This window comes from Williamsia sp. M5A3_1d (genome assembly GCF_053345315.1).
Genome location: NZ_JBKEZX010000001.1, coordinates 1,552,151 through 1,575,465, shown reverse-complemented (window position 1 = coordinate 1,575,465; position 23,315 = coordinate 1,552,151). Strand labels below are relative to the sequence as shown.

The 23,315-nt window shown below is 68.8% G+C and carries 22 protein-coding genes and 1 pseudogene; 11 read left to right on the top strand and 12 right to left on the bottom strand.

What is annotated here, in order from left to right; genetic code table 11:
* Positions 1-3 precede the first annotated feature (3 nt).
* Positions 4-603, bottom strand: a complete 600-nt coding sequence (locus tag ACLBW1_RS07370; RefSeq protein WP_447811026.1) for a TetR/AcrR family transcriptional regulator — start codon at positions 601-603, stop codon at positions 4-6.
* A gap of 68 nt (positions 604-671) precedes the next feature.
* On the opposite strand from ACLBW1_RS07370, the gene ACLBW1_RS07365 reads away from it, so the two are divergent.
* Genes ACLBW1_RS07365 through ACLBW1_RS07350 form a run of 4 tightly spaced genes read left to right on the top strand, consistent with a single transcriptional unit; the run spans position 672 to position 5,174 of the window.
* Positions 672-2,192: a flavin-containing monooxygenase gene (locus ACLBW1_RS07365; protein ID WP_447811024.1), complete on the top strand. Its 1,521-nt coding sequence runs from the start codon at positions 672-674 to the stop codon at positions 2,190-2,192.
* A gap of 11 nt (positions 2,193-2,203) precedes the next feature.
* Positions 2,204-3,031 carry an SDR family NAD(P)-dependent oxidoreductase gene (locus ACLBW1_RS07360; protein WP_447811021.1) on the top strand — a complete coding sequence of 276 codons (828 nt, stop codon included), beginning with the start codon at positions 2,204-2,206 and terminating at the stop codon, positions 3,029-3,031.
* A 4-nt stretch (positions 3,032-3,035) separates the two neighbouring features.
* The gene (locus tag ACLBW1_RS07355) at positions 3,036-3,950 is read left to right on the top strand and encodes an alpha/beta hydrolase (protein ID WP_447811019.1); all 915 of its coding nucleotides are present in this window, start codon (positions 3,036-3,038) and stop codon (positions 3,948-3,950) included.
* A 30-nt stretch (positions 3,951-3,980) separates the two neighbouring features.
* The gene (locus ACLBW1_RS07350; RefSeq protein WP_447811017.1) at positions 3,981-5,174 is read left to right on the top strand and encodes a hypothetical protein; all 1,194 of its coding nucleotides are present in this window, start codon (positions 3,981-3,983) and stop codon (positions 5,172-5,174) included.
* A gap of 5 nt (positions 5,175-5,179) precedes the next feature.
* Here the strand turns inward: ACLBW1_RS07350 and ACLBW1_RS07345 are convergent, their stop codons facing one another.
* A complete protein-coding gene (locus ACLBW1_RS07345) occupies positions 5,180-5,953 on the bottom strand; it encodes an MBL fold metallo-hydrolase (protein WP_447811015.1) in 774 nt (257 codons plus the stop codon).
* 1 nt (position 5,954) lies between these two features.
* The gene (locus ACLBW1_RS07340) at positions 5,955-6,929 is read right to left on the bottom strand and encodes a glycine betaine ABC transporter substrate-binding protein (protein WP_447811013.1); all 975 of its coding nucleotides are present in this window, start codon (positions 6,927-6,929) and stop codon (positions 5,955-5,957) included.
* Positions 6,930-7,010: 81 nt separating this feature from the next.
* Here ACLBW1_RS07340 and ACLBW1_RS07335 point away from each other — a divergent pair, with 81 nt between their 5' ends.
* Positions 7,011-8,078, top strand: a complete 1,068-nt coding sequence (locus ACLBW1_RS07335) for a magnesium and cobalt transport protein CorA (protein ID WP_447811012.1) — start codon at positions 7,011-7,013, stop codon at positions 8,076-8,078.
* Between the two features lie 2 nt (positions 8,079-8,080).
* Here the strand turns inward: ACLBW1_RS07335 and ACLBW1_RS07330 are convergent, their stop codons facing one another.
* A complete protein-coding gene (locus tag ACLBW1_RS07330; RefSeq protein ID WP_447811010.1) occupies positions 8,081-8,671 on the bottom strand; it encodes a suppressor of fused domain protein in 591 nt (196 codons plus the stop codon).
* Between the two features lie 61 nt (positions 8,672-8,732).
* On the opposite strand from ACLBW1_RS07330, the gene ACLBW1_RS07325 reads away from it, so the two are divergent.
* Together ACLBW1_RS07325 and ACLBW1_RS07320 are read left to right on the top strand one after the other, a co-directional pair.
* Entirely contained in the window at positions 8,733-9,467 is a 735-nt protein-coding gene (locus tag ACLBW1_RS07325) for a metallophosphoesterase family protein (RefSeq protein WP_447811008.1), read from the top strand.
* Complete coding sequence (locus ACLBW1_RS07320; protein WP_447811006.1) at positions 9,457-10,314, top strand: chromosome partitioning protein ParB; 858 nt, start codon at positions 9,457-9,459, stop codon at positions 10,312-10,314. Before ACLBW1_RS07325 ends, ACLBW1_RS07320 begins: the two co-directional genes overlap by 11 nt.
* A 30-nt stretch (positions 10,315-10,344) precedes the next feature.
* Here the strand turns inward: ACLBW1_RS07320 and ACLBW1_RS07315 are convergent, their stop codons facing one another.
* From ACLBW1_RS07315 to ACLBW1_RS07290, 6 genes and pseudogenes are all read right to left on the bottom strand, one after another.
* Complete coding sequence (locus ACLBW1_RS07315) at positions 10,345-11,517, bottom strand: ABC transporter ATP-binding protein (protein WP_447811004.1); 1,173 nt, start codon at positions 11,515-11,517, stop codon at positions 10,345-10,347.
* 3 nt (positions 11,518-11,520) lie between these two features.
* Entirely contained in the window at positions 11,521-12,351 is an 831-nt protein-coding gene (locus tag ACLBW1_RS07310) for a carbohydrate ABC transporter permease (protein ID WP_447811003.1), read from the bottom strand.
* 6 nt (positions 12,352-12,357) lie between these two features.
* Positions 12,358-13,527: a carbohydrate ABC transporter permease gene (locus tag ACLBW1_RS07305; protein ID WP_447811191.1), complete on the bottom strand. Its 1,170-nt coding sequence runs from the start codon at positions 13,525-13,527 to the stop codon at positions 12,358-12,360.
* Between the two features lie 77 nt (positions 13,528-13,604).
* A pseudogene (locus tag ACLBW1_RS07300) lies at positions 13,605-14,837 on the bottom strand (extracellular solute-binding protein); the annotation flags it as partial.
* 189 nt (positions 14,838-15,026) lie between these two features.
* Positions 15,027-15,518, bottom strand: coding sequence for a general stress protein (locus tag ACLBW1_RS07295; RefSeq protein WP_447811001.1), 492 nt, complete (start codon positions 15,516-15,518; stop codon positions 15,027-15,029).
* Positions 15,519-15,531: 13 nt separating this feature from the next.
* Positions 15,532-16,524 (bottom strand): HpcH/HpaI aldolase/citrate lyase family protein, encoded by a 993-nt coding sequence (locus tag ACLBW1_RS07290; protein ID WP_447810999.1) that lies wholly within the window; start codon positions 16,522-16,524, stop codon positions 15,532-15,534.
* A gap of 141 nt (positions 16,525-16,665) precedes the next feature.
* Here ACLBW1_RS07290 and ACLBW1_RS07285 point away from each other — a divergent pair, with 141 nt between their 5' ends.
* From ACLBW1_RS07285 to ACLBW1_RS07270, 4 genes are all read left to right on the top strand, one after another.
* Positions 16,666-17,985, top strand: coding sequence for a magnesium transporter MgtE N-terminal domain-containing protein (locus tag ACLBW1_RS07285; RefSeq protein ID WP_447810997.1), 1,320 nt, complete (start codon positions 16,666-16,668; stop codon positions 17,983-17,985).
* Positions 17,982-18,524: a DUF1003 domain-containing protein gene (locus ACLBW1_RS07280; protein ID WP_447810995.1), complete on the top strand. Its 543-nt coding sequence runs from the start codon at positions 17,982-17,984 to the stop codon at positions 18,522-18,524. Before ACLBW1_RS07285 ends, ACLBW1_RS07280 begins: the two co-directional genes overlap by 4 nt.
* A gap of 145 nt (positions 18,525-18,669) precedes the next feature.
* Positions 18,670-20,067, top strand: a complete 1,398-nt coding sequence (locus ACLBW1_RS07275) for a lytic murein transglycosylase (RefSeq protein WP_447810993.1) — start codon at positions 18,670-18,672, stop codon at positions 20,065-20,067.
* Positions 20,068-20,134: 67 nt separating this feature from the next.
* On the top strand, positions 20,135-21,271 hold the full coding sequence (locus ACLBW1_RS07270) for an Mrp/NBP35 family ATP-binding protein (protein ID WP_447810991.1): 1,137 nt from the start codon (positions 20,135-20,137) through the stop codon (positions 21,269-21,271).
* Positions 21,272-21,293: 22 nt separating this feature from the next.
* Here the strand turns inward: ACLBW1_RS07270 and tatB are convergent, their stop codons facing one another.
* The gene (gene tatB / locus ACLBW1_RS07265) at positions 21,294-21,788 is read right to left on the bottom strand and encodes a Sec-independent protein translocase protein TatB (RefSeq protein WP_447810989.1); all 495 of its coding nucleotides are present in this window, start codon (positions 21,786-21,788) and stop codon (positions 21,294-21,296) included.
* A gap of 13 nt (positions 21,789-21,801) precedes the next feature.
* On the bottom strand, positions 21,802-23,313 hold the full coding sequence (locus ACLBW1_RS07260; protein ID WP_447810986.1) for a S1C family serine protease: 1,512 nt from the start codon (positions 23,311-23,313) through the stop codon (positions 21,802-21,804).
* Positions 23,314-23,315 lie beyond the last annotated feature (2 nt).

Below are 23,315 nucleotides of genomic sequence, written 5' to 3'. Positions count from 1 at the left end.
TGATCAGTCGTCCGCTGCCGCTGCCGCGAGCAGCGGCAGCGACGACGTGATCAGGTCGAGCAGTTTGTCGCGGTCGATGTCGTCGTCGCCGGTCAACCAGGCGACGACCACCTCCTCGACGAACGCCATCCACCCGTCGACCGCGATGCGGACCAGCGGGGTCACCGCCATGTCGAGGCTGCCTGCCTGATCCAGCACGCGCTGCGCCATCACCGAACGGGTGTCGGAGAAGACCTGCTGCATCGCGGGGTCGGCACCCACCGCCCCCCGCAACAGGGTCAGGTAGACGTGTCGGTTCGCCGACACGTAGTCGACGAACTCCGACATCGACTGACGCAGGATGGTGAGCGGATCCCCCAGGGTCATGTCCGGCTCGGTGCGTGCCAGCATCTGCCGGCTCTGCTCCCGCGCGATCGCGACGTGAAAGTCGTGCTTGGACTCGAAATAGTGGAACAGCAGCGCCCGCGACACACCCACCGATTCCGCGATCGCGTCGATGCTGACCTGGTCCAACGGGCGGTCGGCGAGCATGGACATGCCGTGCTCGATCAACTGCTCGCGGCGCGCCTCCGGACTCATCCGGGTGCGCTTGGCCTGGGTCATGAGCGAAGTGTACTGAACTGGGGCAATAGCTTATTGACGGGTCGTCAATAGCATGTAAGATCTTACCCATGAACGATGTCAAGATCGCCATCATCGGTGCCGGCTTCTCCGGCTTGGGCGCAGCGATCAAGCTGCAGCAGAACGGGTTCGAGGACTTCCTGATCCTCGACCGTGGGTCGGACTTCGGTGGTACGTGGCGCGACAACACCTACCCCGGTGCCGCCTGTGACGTGCCGTCACACCTCTACTCGTACTCGTTCGAGCTCAACCCCGAGTGGTCGCGGTCGTTCTCGAAGCAGGCCGAGATCCACGCCTACATCAATCGCGTGGCCACGAAGTACGACCTGGCGCGTCGCACCCGGTTCGGCACCGAGGTCACCGACGCCCGGTGGGACGAGAAGGCGAACCGCTGGATCGTCGACACCACCCACCCCGACACCGGCGCCACGCAGGTCCGGGCCGAGATCCTCATCGGTGCCATCGGTCCCCTCTGCGAGCCCCGACTGCCCGATGTGGACGGCATCGGCGACTTCGCCGGCGAGATCTTCCACTCCGCGCGGTGGAACCACGAGGCCGACCTGCGGGGCAAGCGCGTCGCGGTGATCGGCACCGGCGCCTCGGCCATCCAGATCATCCCCGAGCTCGCGCCGAAGATCGGCCACATGGACGTCTACCAGCGCACCGCGCCGTGGGTCCTCCCCCGCGCCGACCGCGAGTACACGCGTTTCGAGCACTGGCTGTTCCGCACGATCCCCGGTGCTCAGCGCCTGTCGCGCACCGGGATCTACCTGGCACACGAGCTGGTGTCCTACGGACTCACCCACCGCCCCGATGTCCTGCGTCCGGCACACGCCGCGGGCAAGGCCAACATCCGCCGCGGTATCGCCGATCCGGTCAAGCGCGCCAAGGTCACCCCGAAGTTCAAGGTGGGCTGCAAGCGCATCCTGCTGTCGAACACCTACTACCCGGCGCTGGGACAGGACAACGTCGACGTCGTCACCGACGGCATCGACCACGTCACCCCGACCGGGATCGTCACGAAGGACGGCACCGTGCGCGATGTCGACGCGATCGTCGTCGCCACCGGCTTCCACGTCACCGACTCCCCCGGTTTCGAACACATCGTGGGCAAGGACGGCGAGAGCCTGGCGCAGGTGTGGGCGCGTGGCGGCATGAGCGCCTACAAGGGCGCGATGGTGCACGGCTTCCCCAACATGTTCCTGATGGTCGGCCCCGCAACGGGTCTCGGCCACACCTCGATGGTGTTCATGATCGAGTCGCAGCTCAACTACCTGATCGACTTCCTCAAGACCACCGAGCGCAACAAGATCGCACGCACCGAGGTGCGCGCCGCCGACCAGAAGGTCTACAACTCCAACCTCCAGAAGACGCTGTCGACCAGCGTCTGGGAGAACGGCGGTTGCGCGAGCTGGTACAAGGACGAGTTCGGTAACATCACCACGCTCTGGCCCGGGTTCACGTTCAACTTCCGGAAGGCGACCAGGAACTTCGACATCGCCGCCTACGACACCAGTCGCGCGGACACCGCGGGCACGTCCGATCGCAGCCCCGCGACGGTCAACTCCTGAGAGGCACCACCATGAAGAACTTCGCAGGCAAGGTCGTCGTCGTGACCGGAGCGGCATCGGGCATGGGACGCGATCTCGCGCTACAGCTCGCCGACAAGGGTGCGCGCGTGGCGATCTCGGACATGAACCCGACCGGACTCGAGGAGACGAAGAAGCTGCTCGAGGCGAAGGGCGCGCAGGTGCACTCGCAGCTGCTCAACGTCGCCGAGCGCGAGGCGGTGCTCGAATACGCCGACACGGTCGTCGAGCATTTCGGCAAGGTCAACGCGATCTTCAACAACGCGGGGATCGCCCATCACGGTGAGGTCGAGCTGACCGAGTTCAAGACCTACGAGCGGATCATGGATGTCGACTACTGGGGTGTGGTCAACGGCACCAAGGCGTTCCTGCCGCATCTGATCGCCTCCGGCGACGGGCACATCGTCAACACATCGTCACTGTTCGGTCTGCTGTCGACCCCGGGCCAGAGCGCCTACAACGCGGCGAAGTTCGCCGTCCGCGGCTTCACCGAGTCCCTCATCCAGGAGATGCGCCTGGCCGGGTATCCGGTGTCGGTCTCGTGCGTGCACCCCGGTGGCATCAAGACCGCCATCGCCCGCAACGCCACCGTCAACGAAGGGTCCGACGCGGCGCAGTTCGCCGCGCTGTTCGACAAGAAGCTGGCCCGTCTGAGTTCGGCCAAGGCGGCGTCGATCATCATCGCCGGGGTGGAGAAGGACAAGCCACGCATCCTGGTCGGCTCCGACGCGAAGTTCCTCGACAAGCTCGTCCGCGTCCTCGGCCCGAAGTACATGCCGGTGGTCGCCAAGGCGGCCGGCGCGACCCTCAAACCCCGCTGACCCGATGACGTACCGTCCCGCCGGTCCCACGCTGCCCATCGGTGTGGTGGAACCGCTCACCCGGATCATGTACCGGGCGATGCTGCATCCGCGGCTGCCGTTGTCGACCCAGCGCGCATTGGCCGACCGCGCACTCGACATCGAACCGCTCCCCCGCGACACCGTCGTCCGGACGCTCACCGTCGGCGGACGACCGACCGAGCGGGTGACCGTGGGCGCCACGGAGACCGACACCGCCGTGCTGTTCCTGCACGGCGGCGGCTACACCCTGGGCTCGCCGCACTCCCACCGGCATCTCGGCGCGCATCTGGCCGCGGTCACCGGCGCCGCAGTCCATCTCATCGACTACCGACTGGCGCCGGAGGATCCATATCCGGCCGCCGTCGTCGACGCGGTCGCGGCCTACCTCGATCTCGTCGACAACCACGGCCACTCACCGGATCGGCTGGCCATCGCCGGCGACTCGGCCGGTGGTGGGCTGTCGGTGGCGACCGCTCGTCGACTCGTCGACGACCACGGGATCACACCCGCGGCACTCGGCCTCATCTCGCCGTGGGTCGATCCCGGCGACGACACCCACGAGACGTGGTCCACGGACTCCGTCGTCAACCGCGGATGGTCGCGGTTCTGCGCCGACGCGTACCTCGGCGGCGGCGATCCCACCGATCCCGGATACGCACCCCTGCACGGCGACCTCACCGGACTGCCACCGACGGTGATCCACATCGGTCGCCGAGAGGCGCTGTACGCGCAGGTGATCCGGTTCGCCGAGAAGCTGCGCGCATCCGACGTCGACGTCGACCTGCTCGAGTTCGACCGTCTGTGGCATGTCGGCCATCAGCAGGCGGGGATGCTCGCCGAGGCCGCCGACGCCGTCGACCACCTCGGGTCGTTCCTGCGCACGCGGCTCCACGCCTGACCTGCGCCACACCCGGGATAGGGTGTCGCAGTGGGTACAGCCGTCGTCCTTCTCGTCGTGGCCGGACGGTTGTTGGTCCCCCTGCTCATCCCGAAGTTCCCGGTGCCCGCGATCATCGCGGCGCTGGTGCTCGACGCGGTGGATCAGACCATCTTCCAACAGGTGCCGGGTCTCGACATCTCCGGTTACCAGTCCTACGACAAAGCCCTCGACGTCTACTACCTGGCGATCGCGTACTTGTCGACGTTGCAGAACTGGTCTGACCCCTTCGCCTTCGGCATCGCGCGATTCCTGTTCTACTACCGCCTCGTCGGTGTCGTCGCCTTCGAGTTCAGCGACTCCCGGTGGCTGCTCCTGGTGTTCCCCAACACCTTCGAGTACTTCTTCATCGCCTATGAGGTGATCCGGTGCCGCTGGGCCCCGACCCGCATGCGCCGACGGGCACTGCTGGCCCTGGCCGCCGGGATCTGGGTCATCGTGAAGCTGCCGCAGGAATGGTGGCTGCACATCGCCGAGCTCGACGTGACCGACGAACTCAAGACGACGGTGTTCGGTGCCGGACTCCACGACAGGTGGACGACGGCGATCGGTGGCCGGCCGTGGGTGCTCCTCCTCGCCGCGGCCGTCGTCGTGCTGCTCGGGCTCGCGGCACGTCGCGCCACGCGTCACCTTCCCACCGGTGACTGGCCTTTCGGGTTCGCCGTGTCGGCACGCACCCGCGGCGGCAACGTCGCGCGCGTACCCGCCGACATACGCGCCTCGCAGAGCGCCTTCCTCCGCGGACCGCTGATCGAGAAGATCGTGCTGGTGTCGATGCTCCTGTTGATCTTCGCCCAGATCCTGCCCGGCGTCCGTGCGTCGAACACCCAGATCGTCGTCACCACAGCGATCCTGATCGTCTCCAACTCCGTCGTGAGTCATTGGATCGCCGGCCGCGGCACGGAGTGGACGTCGACGATCTCCCAGTTCGTCGCCGTGTCCGCGATCAACGCCGGCGTGGTGGTCGCGCTCGTTCTGCTCCCCACCCCCGGTGGTGCATCGATCCAGCCGGTGCCCGCCCTGTTCTTCCTGCTCCTCATCTCGCTGATCGTGACGCTCTACGACCGGTATCGGATGCTGCGGAAACTGCGCAGCGGCAAACCGTTTCCCATCTGGGTGCTACGCCGACGTCTGCTCGAGCGCACTCGGCGGACCATGGCGAGCGTCAGCGCCCGCTCGGACTGACAGGGTCACACCGACAGGGACTGCCCGGGCTCGAGCTCGTGGGTGCTGGTCTCGGGTGCGGCGGCCCCGGCCGCGGCGACGAAATCGGCTCCGGGCGGGAGGAACTCATCGGGTGCCACCGCACTGAGGCCGATCGGCCACAGGGTGCCGAAGTGGACGGGTACGGCATGGCGCGCACGCAGCACACCCGCCGCGACGGCGGCCCGCTCGGCGTCCATGTGGCCCTCACCGAGTCCCGGACCCCAACCGCCGACCGGCAACAGAGCGAGATCGCAGTCGCCGACCGCCTCGGCCATGCCGTCGAAGAGATCGGTGTCGCCCGCGAAGTAGGTGCGGGCCGCACCGGACACCACGAAACCGAGCGGATCGACCGAATGCCGCGCCAACGGGTGGCGGCGACCGTCGTGTCGCGCCGGGACCGCCCTGATCTCGACCCCGCCGACGTCGACCACGTCACCGACGGTCACCTCGCGGATGTCGCGACCGCGCAGGCGGATCAGGCCCGGCACTGCCGCGCGTGTTCCCTCGGGGACGACGATGGGGATGCCGGGATCGAGCATCGCCAGTGATCGCACGTGCAGATGATCGGAGTGCAGGTGCGACACCACCACGACGTCGGCGTCACGGGCCGCTGCGGCCGGGACGGGCCCACGGCGACGGCGCAGGTGTGCGACGCCTGCGGTGAGGACCGGGTCGGTGAGCACCCGCACCCCGGAGTCGACGACGGTGAGGGTCGAATGCCCCCACCACGTCACACCCACCGTCGGCTCGGTCGTCACGTCAGAGACTGTGTTCGGAGAGCCAGTCGGTGACCACCGCTGCTGCGGTGGCCTCGCCGGCCGAGACCTTCTGCGCCATCGCGGCGAGGTCGGCCGTGGTGAGTTCGCCGGCGACCTTGTTGACCGCCTTGATGAGGTCGCGGTCGAGTGCGGCGGTGGCGAAGACCGGGACGAGGTTCTGGGCCTGGATCGCCGGTTGATCACCGGACGCGGGCGTGTCATCGGTGGAGGGGGCCGTGGCGCGGGCGTCGGAAGACGCCTGCTTCTTGTCGGCGAGGACCGTCAACGCGGCGTCGTTCCCCGCGCTCGACAGTGTCGACACCAGACCCACCGCTCGTCCCGAGGTGACCTCGGCGGTCACCGCTGCGACGTCGGCGACCCGGCGGAACGGCCCGAACCGACATCCCACCGCGGCCAGCGCGGCCAACGTGCCGTCGTCGGGCGTGCGGTCGCTCACCACCGGGAGATCCGCGGGCAGCCGCGAACACTCCGACAACTCGTCGACACCGGCCTCCGAGGCCGTTCGCGCCGCGACCACCACCTGCAGTTGGTCGACCACGGTCGTCGGGTCGCCGACCGAGACCCCCTGCGGCAGTGCGCGGTTGAGGTCGTCATAGACGGCGTCGGTGGATGTCGCGGTCGAGCCGGGGGCCAGGGTGGACAACAGTGACCCGCTGAACGCGCCGAACAGGTCGACCGTCCCCGCGTCGACATCATCGAGGAGCTTCCGGTAAGAGCCCGTCACCAGATCGGTCCGCACATCGGCCCCCTCATGGCGCAGGACCTCTGCGTAGATGTCCGCGGCGATCGTCGGCGCCGTCCCCGGGCCGGTACCGACGACGAGTGCGCGATCGGGCCCCGACACCGACGACGAGCAGCCCACGACGACCGTCAGCACCGCGAGCAGCGACACCAGCACCGACATGTCCCGGGCCCGGCGGCGGTACGACACGTCAGGGGCTCGGTGGGCGATCACGGCGTCCACGCTAGCCGAGACGGCCCGCCGTACGATGATGCCGCGAGACAGTCACGCCCGAGGCCGAGGAGGTTGAAGACCATGCCGTCGTTGCCATCGCTGCGTCCCTCCGGGGGTGGAGCGCCCCGCCCCCGGGTACCCATCCCCGCGGCACGGGCGGTCGTCGACTGCGCGGTCTACGTCGGTGGCCGGCGCATGTCGGGTCGTCGCTCCTACAGCGAGGCACTCGCCGAGGTGAGCGCCACCGGTGAGGGGTACGTGTGGGTGGGTTTGCACGCGCCCGACGATCAGCAGATGGCCGGTGTCGCCGAGACCTTCGGCCTGCACGAGCTGATGGTGGAGGACGCCGTCCACGCCCACCAGCGCCCGAAACTCGAGCGCTACGACGACACCCAGTTCATCGTTCTGCGCACGGTCAAATACGTCGAGCATGCGTCGCTCGCGACCACCAAGGAGGTGGTCGAGACCGGCGAGATCATGATCTTCGTCGGGAAGAACTTCGTCATCACGGTGCGGCACGGCGACTTCACCCACCTCGCCGGCGTCCGTCAGTACCTCGAGAACCGACCCGACCGGCTCGCCCTCGGCCCCTACGCGGTGATGCACGCGATCGCCGACCACGTGGTCGACACCTATCTCGATGTCACCGCGGCCGTCGAACACGACGTCGACGCGATCGAGGAGGCCATCTTCTCCCCCGGCGGTGCGATCGACATCGACTCGGTCTACCTGCTCAAACGCGAGATGACCGAACTGCGTCGAGCGGTGGCGCCGCTGACGGTCCCGCTGCAACGCCTCACCTCCTCCGACAACGACCTGTGCCCCAAGGAGGTCCGGCGGTACATGCGGGACGTCGCCGACCATCACACCAGCGCGGTCGAGCAGATCTCCACCTTCGACGAGGTCCTCACGTCGCTTCTCGAGGCGGCGTCGGCGAAGGTCGCCATCCAGCAGAACACCGACATGCGCAAGATCACCTCGTGGGTGGCCATCGCCTCGGTCCCCACGATGGTCGCGGGCATCTACGGCATGAACTTCGACAACATGCCCGAATTGCACTGGCACTACTTCTACTACTGCGTGCTCGCGTTTCTCGCGGTCGTGTCCGTCGGGCTGTGGCGCACCTTCCGGCGCAACCACTGGCTCTGACCTCAGGCCCGACCGGGGGTGGCCGAGACGCGGCGCACGTCGGCGACGTCGATACCCGCCTCGTCCCACGCGCGACGCAGTTCCTCGACACCGCGCAGCCGCACCCACGCCGCCTCGTTTCCGGTGATCGGGATCGCGCGCAGAAACGTGACCGGCGACATCGGGTCGTCGAGAGAACAGTCCCCGATCTCGTCGGCCGAGAGCACGACCGCGGTGCAGGCCGACCCCGACCACAGGGGTTCGCCCAGGTCGATCAACGCGTCCGCGAGCAGGACGACGCCCTCCACCGACGGTGTCGCGGCGAGCAGCGCCACGCTGCGGTGCAGGTCCACCAGGGGGTCGCCCGCGTGCATGCGGACGACGATCTCGGCGCGGGGTCCGCGGACCGGGTCGGCGCCGAGGTCGGTGGGATCGGCCATCGGATGCCGGGAACAACCGACCGACGCGAAGACGACGTCACCCGCGTCGACGTCGGTGAACCGCAGGACGTCGATGGCCTCGACACCGAGAAAGGTGACCGAGGCGCGCTGCGGGTCGCCGGGGAGTGCGGTGCGGAGATGGTCGGTGACCCGGTCGGTGACTGAGGTGCTCATCGCCTACGAGTGAACACCATCGGTCACCGGCCGCACCCACCGCGCGCGGTAGCCTCGTCGCATGGTGCGGGTGCTGGCGGTGGCCGACGAGGTGGTCGACGGACTCACCCACGGCCTCGTCGAGCAGCTCGCCCCCGACCTCATCCTCGGCGCCGGCGACCTGCCCTTCGATTACCTCGAGACGTTGTCCACACGCAGCGGGGCGCCGTGTGTGTTCGTGCCCGGCAACCACGACCGCGACCTCGCGGGGTTCCACCGCGGTCGCTCCGGCTGGACACGGGCCGGGCTTCCCGCGACCGATCCGGGACCGGCCGGCGCGGTCAACGCCGACGGCCGGGTGGTGACCGTCGCCGGACTACGCATCGCGGGTCTCGGGGGTTCGATCCGCTACAACGACGGACCCAACCAGTACCGCGAGAGTGCGCAGCGCCGTCGCGCGGACAGGTTGCTGTGGGGTCATCGGGTCGCCGACCGGATCGGTCGCCTCCGTGGGCGCGCGGGCGCCGGCGCCCCGGTCGATCTCCTCCTCACCCACAGTCCGGCACGCGGCTACGGGGACGGGACCGACGGCCCCCACCTCGGGTTCCTGTGTCTGGTCAACCTCGTCGAGGGGCTGCGGCCGCAAGCGCTCATCCACGGACACATCCACCCGTACGGCCAGGCCCCCCGCGATCACCAGATCCCGGTGACGCGGACCGGGACCACGTTGTCGCTCAACACGGTCGGCTACACGGTGTTCGACATCGATGCCGGGGGTACGGGGATCACCGTTCGGAGGCGCAGACATGGCTCGTGACACCGGGTTCCCCGACGCGGACGCCGAGAACGACTTCAGCCGTCTCCGCCGTCAGGCCGAACTCGCCCGATTGTCGGCCTGGTTCACCCGCGCCCCCGCCGACGTCAACACGATCCTCCCGTTCGACGAGGTCGTGGCCGCGCTGGGCCGTACCGGCGAGACCTCGATCGGACTGGTCGTGGTCGAGGTGTCGTCGATCGTCGGGAGCGTCGACCGCACACGGGATTTCGATCGCTACTTCCGTCCGACGTCGGCGCGGATCAGGCAGCGTTGGCAACGACTGGCCGCCGCCCAGCGTCGGGGGGAGGCGATGCCCCCCATCGTGCTGTACCGGGTCGGGTCGATGCATTTCGTGGTCGACGGACACCACCGCGTCTCCATCGCCATCGCGCGTCACCTCAAGACCATCGACGCCTACGTCACCGAGATCCACACGCGCATCTCACCGGACGGGATCAACGCCCCGTCGGATCTGCTGCTGAAAGACCATCGTCGCCTGTTCCTCGCGCGGGTCCCCCTCGTCGGCAAGCAGGCCGACGCCATCACCGTCGCCGACCCGTTCGACTACGCCGAGCTGGCCGAGAACGTCGAGGCGTGGGGATTCCGGCTGAGCCAGGAGGTGGGCGAGTTCCTCAGCCGCGGCGAGGTCGCGCGCCGATGGTTCGGTGAGGAGTTCCTCCCGGTCGTCCGCATGGGCCGCCGGGCCGGGGTGCTGTCCGGGGTCGACAGCGACGCCGAACTCTACATGTGGCTGGCGTGCGAACGGTATCGACTGGTGCGCAAACACATCTGGGACGAGTCGATCATCGACGAGCTACGCGCGATCGCCCCCCGTCGCCGCAGCTGAGATCGCCGCGACGACGGGTGTTCGGGCGGCTCAACCGAGCAGGTTGTGCCCGCTCGACTGGTCGAACAGCGCCACCTTCGAGGCGTCGTAGAACAATTCGGCCGTGGTGCCCTTGGCGATCGACGACTCCGGCGACAGGCGCGCGATGAGCTGGTTGGAACCGAAGTCCGCGCCGGAGTCGGCGGCGAGCTCGGCCAGCGCCGAACTCGACGCGCGCTGACCCTCGACGGTGAAGTACGCGTACTTGTCCGACCCCATCGACTCGAGGACCTCGACACGTGCCGAGAACGTGCCCCCGGCACGCAGCGCCGTCTGGTCCAGCAGGCGGGCGTCCTCGAAATGCTCCGGCCGGATGCCGACCAACACCTCCCCGTTGCTGCCGACCGAACGGGCCGTCTCCACCGCACGCTGGTGGTCGGGCACGGTGATGTCGCCGAGCGCGGTCTGCACCGTCGAGCCGGCCAGGGTGCCGGGGATGAAGTTCATCGCCGGTGAACCGATGAAGCCCGCCACGAACAGGTTGGCCGGGTGTGCGTAGAGCTCCTGCGGTGACCCGATCTGCTGCACGTGCCCACCACGGAGGACGACGACGCGGTCGCCGAGGGTCATGGCCTCGGTCTGGTCGTGGGTGACGTACACCGTGGTGGTGCCGAGGCGCTGCTGCAGCCGAGAGATCTCGGTACGCATCTGCACACGGAGTTTCGCGTCGAGGTTCGACAGCGGCTCGTCCATGAGGAACGCCTTGGGGTCGCGCACGATCGCGCGTCCCATCGCCACACGCTGGCGCTGACCGCCGGACAGGTTGGCGGGCTTGCGATCCAGGTACTGACCGAGGTCGAGGATCTTCGCGGCGTCGTCGACCTTCGCGGCGATCTCGGACTTGGACAGCTTCGCGAGTGTCAGCGGGAACGCGATGTTGTCGCGCACCGTCATGTGCGGATAGAGCGCGTAGCTCTGGAAGACCATGGCGATGTCACGGTCCTTCGGAGCCTTCTCGTTGACGCGGCTGCCACCGATGCGCAGCTCACCCGAGGAGATGTCCTCGAGGCCGGCGATCATGTTCAGCGTCGTCGACTTACCGCAGCCCGAGGGGCCCACGAGGATGATGAACTCGCCGTCGGCGATCTCGATGTTCACCTCGCTGACCGCCAGCGAGCCGTCCGGGTACTGCTTGCTCACCTTGTCCAGAACGATGTCGGCCATGGTCTATCCCTTCACAGCGCCGGAGGTCAGGCCGGCAACGATTCGACGTTGGAAGAACAGTACGAAGATGATGATCGGAATGGTGATCACCACGGCTGCGGCCGCGATCGACCCGGTCGGCTCCTCGAATTGCGAGCTGCCCGTGAAGCCCTGGATCGCCACCGGAGCGGTGATCGACCTCTCCGTCGACGTCAACGAGATCGCGAGGAGCAGGTCGTTCCAGGCGAAGATGAACACCAGGATGGCAGCGGTCACGATGCCCGGCGCGGCCAGCGGTGCGATCACCTTACGGAACGCCTGGGCGGGGGTGGCGCCGTCCATCTTCGCCGCCTTCTCGAGCTCCCAGGGGATCTCACGGAAGAACGCCGAGAGCGTGTAGACCGCCAGCGGCAGGGCGAAGGTGATGTACGGCAGGATCAGGCCGGGCCAGGTGTCGAACAGGCCCAGTTTTCGCTCGATGTCGAACAGCGGTGTCACCAGGGAGATCTGCGGGAACATGGCGATCAACAGCGCCGCCCCGACGAACACCTTCTTCCCCGGGAAATCCAGGCGCGCAACCGCATAGGCGGCCAGAGTGCCCAGCAGCACCGCGAGCACCGTGGTGATCAGTCCGATGCCGATGGAGTTGATGAGCGCACTGGTGAACGTACTGGTGTCGAAGATGCCCTTGTAGTTCTCGAACGTGAAGCTCTTCGGGATGAAGTTGCCGTCGGTCACCTGGCCCGGGGGCTTGAGCGACAGGCTCACGATCCACAACACCGGCACGAGGGCGTAGAGCACCACGAGCAGGTTGATGACCGACCAGCCGACCTTCTTGGAGAGCGTCTGATTCATCGGTGCCTACCGCCCCTCGGATTCGGATCCCGGCGCCGACGCACCGAATCCCTTGATAAACAACGCGGCGATGATGGCGACGGTCAGGAAGATGAGCACCGACACCGCCGATCCGACGCCGAGGTTGAATGCCTTGAACAGGTTGTCGTAGCCCAGGACGGACACCGAGTACGTGGTGTTGGAGCCCTTCGTCAACACGTAGATGTTGTCGAAGATGCGGAACGCGTCGAGCGTGCGGAACAGCAGGGCCACGAGGATCGCGGGCTTCATCAACGGGATGGTGATGCGGACCAATCGCGTCCACGCACCGGCGCCGTCGACCTGGGCGGCCTTGAGGAGGTCGTCGGGGACGAGGGCGAGACCGGCGAGGAGCAGCAGCGCCATGAACGGCGTCGTCTTCCACACCTCGGCGAGGATGATGACCGCCAGCGACGGGAGCTGCTCGGTGAGCGGTGCGGTGCCGTCGGGGAGCAGGTTCGCGAGGTATCCCGTGTCCGGGGTCCAGGCGTAGTACCAGGAGAACGCCGCCGCGACCGTGACGATGCCGTACGGGATCAACACCACGGTGCGCACCAACCCCTTGCCGAAGATGGTGCGGTGCATGACGAGTGCGATCGCGAGTCCGAGGACGAACTCGATCGCCACCGACACCACCGTGATTCCCAGGGTCACCCCGAAGGCGGTCCACCAGTAGCTGTCGCTGAGCGCGGTCACGTAGTTGGTGAACCAGACGAACTCGTTCTCACCCGGCGCCGACAGACTCGCCTTGAACAGGCTCAGGTAGATCGAGTACACGATGGGGTAGCCGGTCACCACGAGCATCACGATCGCGGCCGGCGCCACGAGCATGATACCGAGTCGGCGGTCGGCCTTCTTGCCGGCGCTGGCGTTCTTCGGTGGAGGCACGTCACGCGCCACCGCCGTCGATCCGGAGCCACCGGTGGTCGGAGTCGTTGTCACACCGACACGTTCGGGGCGGGCGTGCCGTCCCCGCGGCGCGGAGCCGGCTCCGCCGGTGAGATCCCCGTCAGCCGTCGTCATGGGATCAACCCTTCGCCGTCGATCGCCTTGCGGACCTGTTCGGCCAGCACATCCACCCCACTCTTCGGGTCGAGTCCCCCGGGAGGACTCAACTTGGCCACCAGCAGTGTCGAGATCGCCTGGTAGACAGGCGATGCCGGACGGTTCGACGAGGCGTCGGACTCGAGCTGCGCCCGGATGTCGTCACCCATCGGGTACGTCTGCTTGAAATCGGGATCGTCGTAGATCGACGAGATGGTGGGCGGTGTACCACCACTGATCGAGTACACCTTCTGCGCGTCGGAGTTCGTCAGGCACGCTGCGGCCTTGAACGCCAACGCCTTCTGCTTCGAGGTGCTGGCCACGGCCAGGTTGACGCCACCGACGGTCACCTTCGCCGGGCTGCCCGCGTTGACCGCCGGGTACCGACCGAAGTCGAACTTCGTGCGCACGAAGGCGTTGACCGGTCCGAGTTCGGAGTCCGGCGGCGGGTTGTCGGGGTCGGCGAAGAGCTTGCCGTACCGCTGGGCCATCTCGGGGAAGAAATCCACGTCACCGGCGGCGGCGTTGGTCCGCATGCTGGGGAACACGAAGGGGTAGTTGATCTCGAACGCCGCGAGACCGTTCTCCATACCGAGGCGACCCGAGCCCTCGTCGCTGTTGCTCAGCGACGGGTCGCGACCCGGCGCCACCGAGATGGCGCGCATGATCTCCAACGCCTTCTCGGTCGCCGCGCGGTGCTCGGGGGTGTCGTTGAGCGTCACCTTGGTCGGGTCGTCGGGGTCGACGACCTCGCCACCGGCGCTGCTGAGCAACGTGTTGAACCACACCATGAGGCCTTCATATTGCTTGCCCTGCACCATGATGTAGCTGGGTCCGCCCTTGGAGCGGATGGTCTCGGTGTCGCTGAGCACCTGGTCCCACGTCGACGGCGGGGTGGTGCGTCCGAGGTACTGCTTCAGCACGTCGGGCCGATACCAGAGCAACTGGGTGTTGGTCCAGGTCGGGATGGCGTAGAGCCGTTTGGCGTTGTCGTCGTTAGTCTTCCACTCCGCGGTGGCCAGCGGTCCGGGCAACGAGTTCTTCGTGATGTCGGAGACCAGGTCCTGCGGAACCGGTTCGAGCCATCCCGCGTCGGCGAACTCGGCGGTCCATACGACGTCCATGCCCATGAGGTCGAGTCCGGCGTCGTTGCCCGCGAGACGCCGCGCGAGCTGCAGTCGCTGGTCGTCGGCAGCCTTGGGCAGCGCGTGGGTGACGATGTTGTACTCGCCGTTCGAGGCGGCGCTGCACTTCTTGCCGACCTGGTCGATGAACGAGTACCCGTCGGCCGGTGCGTACGCGTTGAGGGTCCGGGGGGTGTACCCGGATCCGCACGCGCTCACCGCCGGGAGCACGACCGCTGCGGCCGCGAGGGCGGCGACGGCGAACTTCGCCCGCCTACCGCTCCCGCTGGTGTGTCTCATGCCCGCCACGTACGCCTCCTTGCGACCGGAGCGCACGCGTGAATTCTCGGCGTGCACCTTCGAATGCCTGAGGCGATACGTTATAGGTGGCAATTCGTGACTCGCAACACATTCGGCATGAACGTGCCAACTCGTGTCGGAATCGAGCCCGCGGGGTCCCCCGGATGCCCGAACGGGCACATCCGGACCTCAGATGGTGGTACGGGCCAACAGATCGCGCGCCTGCGGCGCGCTCTTGGGATCGCAGATCACGTCATAACGACCTGCCACCAACTGCATGGTGGAGGCGAAGTCGCGGGTGCCGCGGGTGGCGGCGTAGGGGATCGACGTCGAGATGACGCCGAAGACGATGCCACCGATGATGCCGAAGGCGATGGGCACCACGATGCTGCCCGTGACGACCAGGCTCAGCAGCAGACCGAAGAACAGTCCGAGCCACGCACCCGAGGCGACACCGCCCCCGATGACCTTGCCCCAGGTGAGTCGCCCCAGCACACGCTCGACCTGCATGAGATCGACACCGACGATCGTCACGTCCTGCACGGGGAACTGCGCGTCGGAGAGGTAGTCGACGGCCTTCTGCGCCTCGGCGTAGGTGCGGTAGGAGCCGATGGGCCAGCCCGACGGGGGTGTCGGCAACCCCTGGGCCTCGCGCCCACCGGGTCGGATCGGGTTCGTCATGTGGTGCCCTTCGTCATCGCGGTCTGCTGGTGTCGTTCTCGGTGGTGCGGCCGTCGTCCGCCGGCGTACGGGTGAGACCGGCGGCGCGTCCCGTCCGTGCCAGCGCGGTCGCCATCGCCGCACTCGCCTCGTCGATCATCTCACCGCGGTGGCGCACCGCGCCGCGGGCTCCACCGGCCGTCGACGTGGCCGCGGCGTACGCGTCGAGCAGGTCCTCGGCGGCGTCGTAGTCGGTCTGGCGGGGCGTGAAGACGCCGTTGACGACGTCGATCTGTGACGGGTGGATGACCCACTTGCCGTCGTATCCCAGCGCTGCGGCCGCAGAGGCGATGGCGCGCAACCGATCCGGAGCGTCGAACGCCAGATACGGTCCGTCGACGGCGGCGAGACCGTGCGCGCGGGCGGCGACGAGCACGCTCATCAGCACATGGTGATGGGCGTCGCCGAGGGTGTAGCCCTGCGGCTGCTCCCCGGTGGTCAGGGTGCGCATGCCCAGGCTCGCCGACATGTCCGCCGGGCCCAGCACCAGTGCGTCCAGACGCGTACTGGCCGTGGCGATCTCGTCGATCCGGCGCAGTGCACCGGCGTCCTCGATCTGGGCCTGGATGCCGATCGCGCCGACGGGCAGGTCGTGGATCTGCTCGAGCTGGGTCAGGAGGAGGTCGAGCGCGATCACCTCGGCACCCCGACCGACCTTGGGCAGCACCACGGAGTCCAGGTGGGCGCCCGCACCGGCGACGACGTCGATCACATCGGCGTGGGTCCAGGGCGTCGACCACGCGTTGACCCGCACCGCCCGTCGCGGGGCCCGCCAGTCCGACGCGGTGAGGGCGTCGACGACGGCGGCGCGGGCGGCGACCTTCGCGTCGGGGGCCACCGCGTCCTCGAGGTCACAGAACACCTCGTCGGCCGGCAGGGCGCGCGCCTTGGTGAGCATGGCCACCGAACTGCCCGGCACGGCCAGCACCGATCTGCGCAACACGCCCCGCGGATCAGCCCGCTGCATGGCGTCCTCCCGTCACGTCGACGACGCCACGGGTCCTTCGATTCCGGCATCGCGGTCGGTATCCCGGCATCACGGGCGGCCCAGGTGTCTTCATCGACACACCACGCCGACCAGCCGAGGGCTCGCACTACCCTGTCAGCCATGGCAGCAGTGAGCAAGGTGTTCGTGGCCAGGCTCGCGGGCCTCGCGGTCCTCGGTCCCGACGGCGAGTCGATCGGGCGTGTGCGCGATCTCGTCCTGTCGTTGCGCTTCGACTCGGCGCCGCCGCGAGCACTCGGTCTGGCCGTCGAACTGAGCACCCGACGGCGCATCTTCGTGCCCATGTTGCGGGTCACCAGCATCGAACCGACATCGGTGAACCTCAACACCGGCACCGTCAGCATGCGTCGACTGAACCTGCGACCCGGCGAGTCGCTGGCGATCGGGCAGATCCTCGACAGCCGCGTCCAGGTCGTCGACCCCGACCTCCCCGAACTCGCCGGCGCCGACATGCACGTGGTGGATCTGGGGATCGAGCGCAACCGCACCCGCGACTGGGTCATCTCCCGGGTCGCCCTCCGCGGTACCCGTTCACGACTCGGCCGACGCGGCGAGACCCACGTGGTGGGGTGGTCGTCGGTACGCGGACTCACCCACAGCAGCCTCGAACAGCCCGGACAGGGTGTGACACAGGCACTCTCGCAGTTCGAGGGCATGCGCGCGGCCGACGTCGCCAACGCGCTGCGCGAACTGCCGTCCAAACGGCGCCAGGAGATCGCCGGCGCTCTCGACGACGAGCGACTCGCCGACGTCATCCAGGAGCTCCCCGTCGACGACCAGACCGAGTTGATCGGTCGGATGGAGGTCGATCGTGCTGCCGACGTCCTCGAGGCGATGGATCCCGACGACGCCGCCGACCTCCTCGGCGAGCTGCCCGACACCGAGGCCGAGGCCCTCCTGCAGCTGATGGACCCGGAGGAGTCCGCACCGGTGCGACGGTTGCTGTCGCACTCCCCCGACACCGCCGGCGGCCTGATGACACCCGAGCCGCTGATCGTCACGGCGAGCACCACCATCGCCGAGGCCCTCGCCCGGGCCCGCAACCCCGACCTCACCCCGGCGTCGGCCAGTCTGACGTTCGTGGTGCGTCCCCCGACGGCCACACCGACGGGCAAGTACCTCGGGTGCGTGCACCTGCAGGCGCTGCTGCGCGAACCGCCGGCCGACCTCGTCGGCGGAATCCTCGACACCGATCTCGCACGACTGGGACCCGAGGACTCGCTCGAGGCGGTCACCCGCTATTTCGCCACCTACAACCTGGTGTGCGGACCCGTCGTCGACGACGAGGGGCACCTCCTCGGCGCGGTCACCGTCGACGACCTCCTCGACCATCTCCTCCCCGAGGACTGGCGCGAGAACGAGAATTACGACGACGACACCGTCGTCGCACGCCGTACCAGGGTCCGGGGAGGTCTGTCGTGAGCCCCGATTCCGGAGCGAGGGGCGGACGCCGCCTCGACACCCCGACGAAGGGCCGTCGTCGCCTGCCGTTCCACCTCGACGCCGACATCGTCGGTGTGTACAGCGAACGTCTCGCCCGGTTCCTCGGCACGGGTCGCTACCTCGCGATCCAGACCGTGGTGGTGATCGTGTGGATCGCGCTGAACCTCGTGGCGCTGAGCATCCAGTGGGATCCCTACCCCTTCATCCTGCTCAACCTGGCCTTCTCGACCCAGGCCGCCTACGCCGCACCGCTGATCCTGCTGGCCCAGAACCGCCAGGAGAACCGCGACCGGGTGGCGCTCGAGGAAGACCGGATGCGCGCGGAGCAGACCAAGGCCGACACCGAGTTCCTGGCGCGCGAGCTCGCCGCGGTGCGTCTCGCCGTCGGTGACACCGTGACCCGCGACTACCTGCGGCGCGAACTCGACGACCTCCTCACCGAGTTGCGCGCGGCACTGCGCGACCCGGAGACCGCGGACGTGTCCGACACCGATCACCGTCGAAGCCCGCGTTCCTGACCGTTCGCCTCCCGCACGCTCGTCCCATATGTATCGTGGGTCACAGCCCGGTCCGGGGACGGTACCGACCGAGCACAGAACGACATGCCACCGTCGAAGTCGACTGTCCCGTCGGCGAACTCGTGTGTGAGAAAGCGGTACCCCTGTGCAGTCCCGAGGTGTCATCGACGCGGCTCTGGCCCGACAACGCGCCCGCGAGTCCGGTCGCCGGGGGCGTGCGGCGCGGCCCCCCATGAACGCCGGCCGCTACGTACCGATGGGTGTCGCGACACTGCTGGTCGGCGTCTTCGTCCTCGGTGCCGCGACCTCCAGCGCACAACGTCAACCCGCATCGGCCCTCGCGGCCGCCGAGGTGACCCCGGCCGCCGCGATCGTCGACGTCGGCCCCCGTTCGCTCGGCTTCGCCCCGCCCGCCGTGCCCGCAGGAGCCGCGGCGGGGGCGGGCGTCGTCGCCGCCGGTGTGCGCACCCTCGCACCCGCTCTCCCCTCGGGCCCGCTCGGGATCCCGGGGATCATGCTGCGCGCCTACAAGCTCGCCGCCGACCGCGTGGGCGCCGAGAACGCCACCTGCAAGCTGCCGTGGTTCCTCCTCGCCGGCATCGGCCGGATCGAGTCCGGGCACGCCGGCGACGGATCGGTCGACGCCTCGGGCACCACCATCAACCCCATCGCCGGTCCGGTCCTCGACGGCAGCCTCGCGGGCAACGCGGTCATCACCGACACCGACCGCGGTGCCATCGACGGCGACCCCACCCACGACCGGGCGATGGGTCCGATGCAGTTCATCCCCAGCACCTGGGCGGCCTGGGGATCCGACGCCAACGGCGACGGCCGGGCCGACCCGAACAACATCTTCGACGCCACGTACTCGGCGGGCCGGTACCTGTGCGCCGGGGTCAGCGACATCATGGCGCCGCAGCACCGCGTCGCCGCTGTCCTGCGGTACAACAACTCGCTCGAGTACGTCTCGAACGTGCTGACCTGGGCTCTGGCCTACGCGACGGGCGCGGTGCCCACCGCCTCGGTCCTCGAGGTCAAACGCCCTGCCCCGGCCACCCCCGCAGCTCCCGGCGCCCCGAACCCGCAGTCGGGCGCGCCGGGCCCCTCGGTGACCCCGGGCGCACCCGGGGCGACCACCCCGCCGCCGACCGCACGTCTGCGCGCGGTCAAGGCCGCCTTCGAGGTCCCGGCCACGATCGCGGTGACCTCGCCGGCCGGCCCGGTGTCGTGCACCGCCGACCTCACGGTGACCGTCGCGCCCGACGGCACGTCGGCGACCGTCAGCAGGGCCGTGCTGAGCGGCCCGAACCCGCTGTGCGGCATCGCCCGCACCGCCGCGCTCCCGTGGACCATCACGCCGACCGGTCCGACCGGCATCGAGATCGCCGGTGTGGGGGTCGACGCCCTCGGCACCCGATGTGGCCCGATCGGACTCGCGGGCGAGCTGAACGGCGCCCTGACCGCCGCCGCCCCGCCTTCCGGACCGTGCGTGATCCGCTCGCTCACCCTGCGCCCCACGCCGTCGCTGGCCATCGCGCAGTAGAACCGCGTCGCCCGCTCGCCCACCGGCGGCGAAGGGGGCCGCCACCCAGCGGATACGCTGGGTGGCGATGAACGACGACACCGAATCCGCGATCCGCACCGCCCTGGCGAAGGTGACCGACCCCGAGATCGGGAAACCGATCACCGACCTCGGCATGCTGAAGTCGGTGACCGTGGCCGCCGACGGCAGCGTCGACATCGGGATCTACCTCACGACGTCGGGCTGCCCCCTGCGTACCGAGATCACCGAGCGTGTCACCACCGCCGCCTCCGACGTCCCCGGCGTCGGCGCGGTGCGCGTGGAACTCGACGTGATGGACGACGCGCAGCGCACCGAACTCCGCAAGTCGTTGCGCGGCGACCGTGCCGAACCGGTGATCCCGTTCGCCCAACCCGGATCGCTGACCCGCGTGTACGCCGTCGCCTCGGGCAAGGGCGGAGTCGGCAAGTCGAGCGTCACGGTGAACCTCGCCGCCGCCCTCGCCGAGCGCGGCCTCACCGTGGGTGTCCTCGACGCCGACATCTACGGCCACTCGGTGCCGCGCATGATGGGCAACGACGCCAAGCCCACGCAGGTCGAGAAGATGATCATGCCGCCCATGGCGCACGGCGTGAAGTTCATCTCCATCGCCCAGTTCACCAGTGGCAACACCCCGGTCGTGTGGCGTGGACCGATGCTGCACCGCGCCCTGCAGCAGTTCCTCGCCGACGTCTACTGGGGCGATCTCGACGTGCTGCTCCTCGATCTGCCGCCGGGCACCGGCGACATCGCCATCTCCATCGCGCAGCTCATCCCCGGGGCGGAGATCCTCGTCGTCACCACCCCGCAGCAGGCCGCCGCCGAGGTCGCCGAGCGCGCCGGCGCGATCGCCCTGCAGACACGCCAGAAGATCGCCGGCGTGGTGGAGAACATGTCGTGGATGGAACTGCCCGACGGCAGCCGCATCGAACCGTTCGGTTCCGGCGGCGGCGCACTGGTGGCCGAACGACTCACCCGCGCGGTCGGATCCGACGTCGCGCTGCTGGGCTCGATCCCGCTGGAGACGGCGCTGCGCGAGGGCGGGGACAACGGTGTGCCTCTCGTGCTGTCCGATCCGACGTCCCCCGCCGGAGCAGCGCTGCGTGAGGTGGCGCAACGTCTCGCCGTCCGTCGCCGGGGACTCGCGGGGATGTCGCTGGGCATCGACACCGCGCGTAACGCCTGACCTTCTCCGCGGTCTCCGACCGCTACGTGGCGTCCCAGTCGACGACCGAGCGCTTCGTGGGCTGATCCGTCGACGTCGTCCCGGCCTTGGGCGCTGCCGGCTTCGACATATCGGGTGAGGCCTTCTTGGTCAGTGACGGGCCGTGACCGTCGGTCGTCAGCGACGGTGCCGGGGTCGGGTTGATCTCGGGCATCGGCGCCGAGACGGGTTTGATCCGGGTGTCGTCGAAGTCGCCGGAGAAGAACGAGTCGTCGCCGTCGAGCAGATGTTTGGTGATCAGCGACCGCGGCGTCATCCCGCGCAGCTCGTTGAGATCGGCCAGCGGTTTGCGGAAGTCCTCGAACTCCGGTCCCAGATCGTCCTTGAGCTGATTGGTCGCCCCCGCCGCGTACTCGCGGACCTGACGCAGCGACTTCATCGTCCAGCTGACGGCACCCGGCAGGCGCTCCGGTCCGAGGATGACCAGACCGGCCACCAGGAGTACCAGGAGCTCGCCCCATCCGACGCTGCTGAACACAGTTGCAGGCTACTCAGTCGGCCGCGGGTGTGATGGACGCGGTGAAGGTCCGGCCGTCGCGCCAGTAGGCGAACGGCACCGACCTGCCGATGGTCGAGGTGCGTACCGCGACCGTGAGCTCGTCGGCGCCGTCGATCGGCCGGTTGTCGAACTCGGTGATGACGTCACCTTCGCGCAGACCTGCGCCCGCCGCCGGTGAACCGCCGACGATGTTGCCGATCCGGGCGCCGAGCACCTTGTCGTTGCGCACCGAACTCGCGCTGACGCCGATCTGGGCGTGGGTCACCTTGCCGGTGTCGATGAGGGACTGCGCCACTGATCGCGCCTCGTCGATCGGGATCGCGAAGCCCAGCCCGATGGACCCCCCGCCGGGCACGAGGCCGGCGGTGTTGATCCCGACCACGCGGGCGTTGTCATCGACCAGCGGCCCGCCGGAGTTGCCCGGGTTGATCGCGGCGTCGGTCTGGATGCCGTCGATCACCGCGTCGGTGTCCGACGTGTCGTCCGGGCGCAGCGGTACCGCCCGATTCGTCGCACTCACGATCCCGCTCGTCACGGTCCGGTCGAGACCCAGCGGGGAACCGAACGCGATGACCTCCTGGCCGATCTCGAGATCGGCGGAGTTCCCCAGCGAGGCGACGGTGAGGTTGTCGACGCCGTCGACCTTGATCACCGCGAGATCGGTCCGGATGTCGCGGCCCACGATGCGGGCGGGGACGCGCTGGCGGTCGAAGAACGTCACCTCGAGCGACGCACGCTCGGTGGCCGCCTGGGAGATGACGTGGTTGTTGGTGACGATGTAGCCGGACTTGTCGAGGACGACCCCGGAGCCGGTGCCGATCGAGTTGGCGGTCCGCACGTTGATCGCGACCACCGCCTTCTCCACCGCCTGGGCGACCTGTGCGACGCGTCCACCGCCGGCGCGGGGGGCGTTGCCGCCGTCGCCGAGCGAGACGGTGCTCGAGTGCAGGGGTGGCACGACCTCGGCGGTCAGGCGGCCGAACAGACCGCCCACGAGTCCGACGGCGAGCGCGACCACGGCGAGGATCGTCAGCGCACGCCAACTGACGATGCGGTCGAAGAGAAGTTCACGGACGCCGAGCTTGGCGGCGGGCAGCACCGGCTTCGGTGCGGCCGTGGTGGCCAACGCCGGTGCGTCCAGACCGGCCACGCTGGCCGGGTCGCGCCACGGATCAGCAGCTTTCTCCGGCGCGACGGTCTCGCCGTACCGCGAATCGGGATCGCGCTGCACGGCCCCGTCGGCGCCGGGCGGGCGGGAGAACGCCTCACGCAGAACGGGATCGGGCGCACCGACCACAGGTTGCACGGCCCGGGCCCGTTGATTCTCCGGCGCGGCGAACGAACCGTCGACCCCGGCCGGGCGCCCGAACACCGCTGCGGTCTGCGGCGACACCGGAGAATGCCGACCCTGCCGCGGGATCGCGCCCGGATCGGGCTTCGAGACGTTCACCGACGGCACATCCGAGGACGTCTCCGCGGAGTCGTCGGGGGTAGGTGGGGTCATCG

Bases quoted from the DNA above. Each gene is read 5' to 3' on its own strand.
- ACLBW1_RS07370 (WP_447811026.1), bottom strand. From the start codon at position 603: ATGACCCAGGCCAAGCGCACCCGGATGAGTCCGGAGGCGCGCCGCGAG.
- ACLBW1_RS07365 (WP_447811024.1), top strand. From the start codon at position 672: ATGAACGATGTCAAGATCGCCATCATCGGTGCCGGCTTCTCCGGCTTG.
- ACLBW1_RS07360 (WP_447811021.1), top strand. From the start codon at position 2,204: ATGAAGAACTTCGCAGGCAAGGTCGTCGTCGTGACCGGAGCGGCATCG.
- ACLBW1_RS07355 (WP_447811019.1), top strand. From the start codon at position 3,036: ATGACGTACCGTCCCGCCGGTCCCACGCTGCCCATCGGTGTGGTGGAA.
- ACLBW1_RS07335 (WP_447811012.1), top strand. From the start codon at position 7,011: ATGCCGTCGTTGCCATCGCTGCGTCCCTCCGGGGGTGGAGCGCCCCGC.
- ACLBW1_RS07330 (WP_447811010.1), bottom strand. From the start codon at position 8,671: ATGAGCACCTCAGTCACCGACCGGGTCACCGACCATCTCCGCACCGCA.
- ACLBW1_RS07325 (WP_447811008.1), top strand. From the start codon at position 8,733: ATGGTGCGGGTGCTGGCGGTGGCCGACGAGGTGGTCGACGGACTCACC.
- ACLBW1_RS07320 (WP_447811006.1), top strand. From the start codon at position 9,457: ATGGCTCGTGACACCGGGTTCCCCGACGCGGACGCCGAGAACGACTTC.
- ACLBW1_RS07315 (WP_447811004.1), bottom strand. From the start codon at position 11,517: ATGGCCGACATCGTTCTGGACAAGGTGAGCAAGCAGTACCCGGACGGC.
- ACLBW1_RS07310 (WP_447811003.1), bottom strand. From the start codon at position 12,351: ATGAATCAGACGCTCTCCAAGAAGGTCGGCTGGTCGGTCATCAACCTG.
- ACLBW1_RS07295 (WP_447811001.1), bottom strand. From the start codon at position 15,518: ATGACGAACCCGATCCGACCCGGTGGGCGCGAGGCCCAGGGGTTGCCG.
- ACLBW1_RS07290 (WP_447810999.1), bottom strand. From the start codon at position 16,524: ATGCAGCGGGCTGATCCGCGGGGCGTGTTGCGCAGATCGGTGCTGGCC.
- ACLBW1_RS07285 (WP_447810997.1), top strand. From the start codon at position 16,666: ATGGCAGCAGTGAGCAAGGTGTTCGTGGCCAGGCTCGCGGGCCTCGCG.
- ACLBW1_RS07270 (WP_447810991.1), top strand. From the start codon at position 20,135: ATGAACGACGACACCGAATCCGCGATCCGCACCGCCCTGGCGAAGGTG.
- ACLBW1_RS07260 (WP_447810986.1), bottom strand. From the start codon at position 23,313: ATGACCCCACCTACCCCCGACGACTCCGCGGAGACGTCCTCGGATGTG.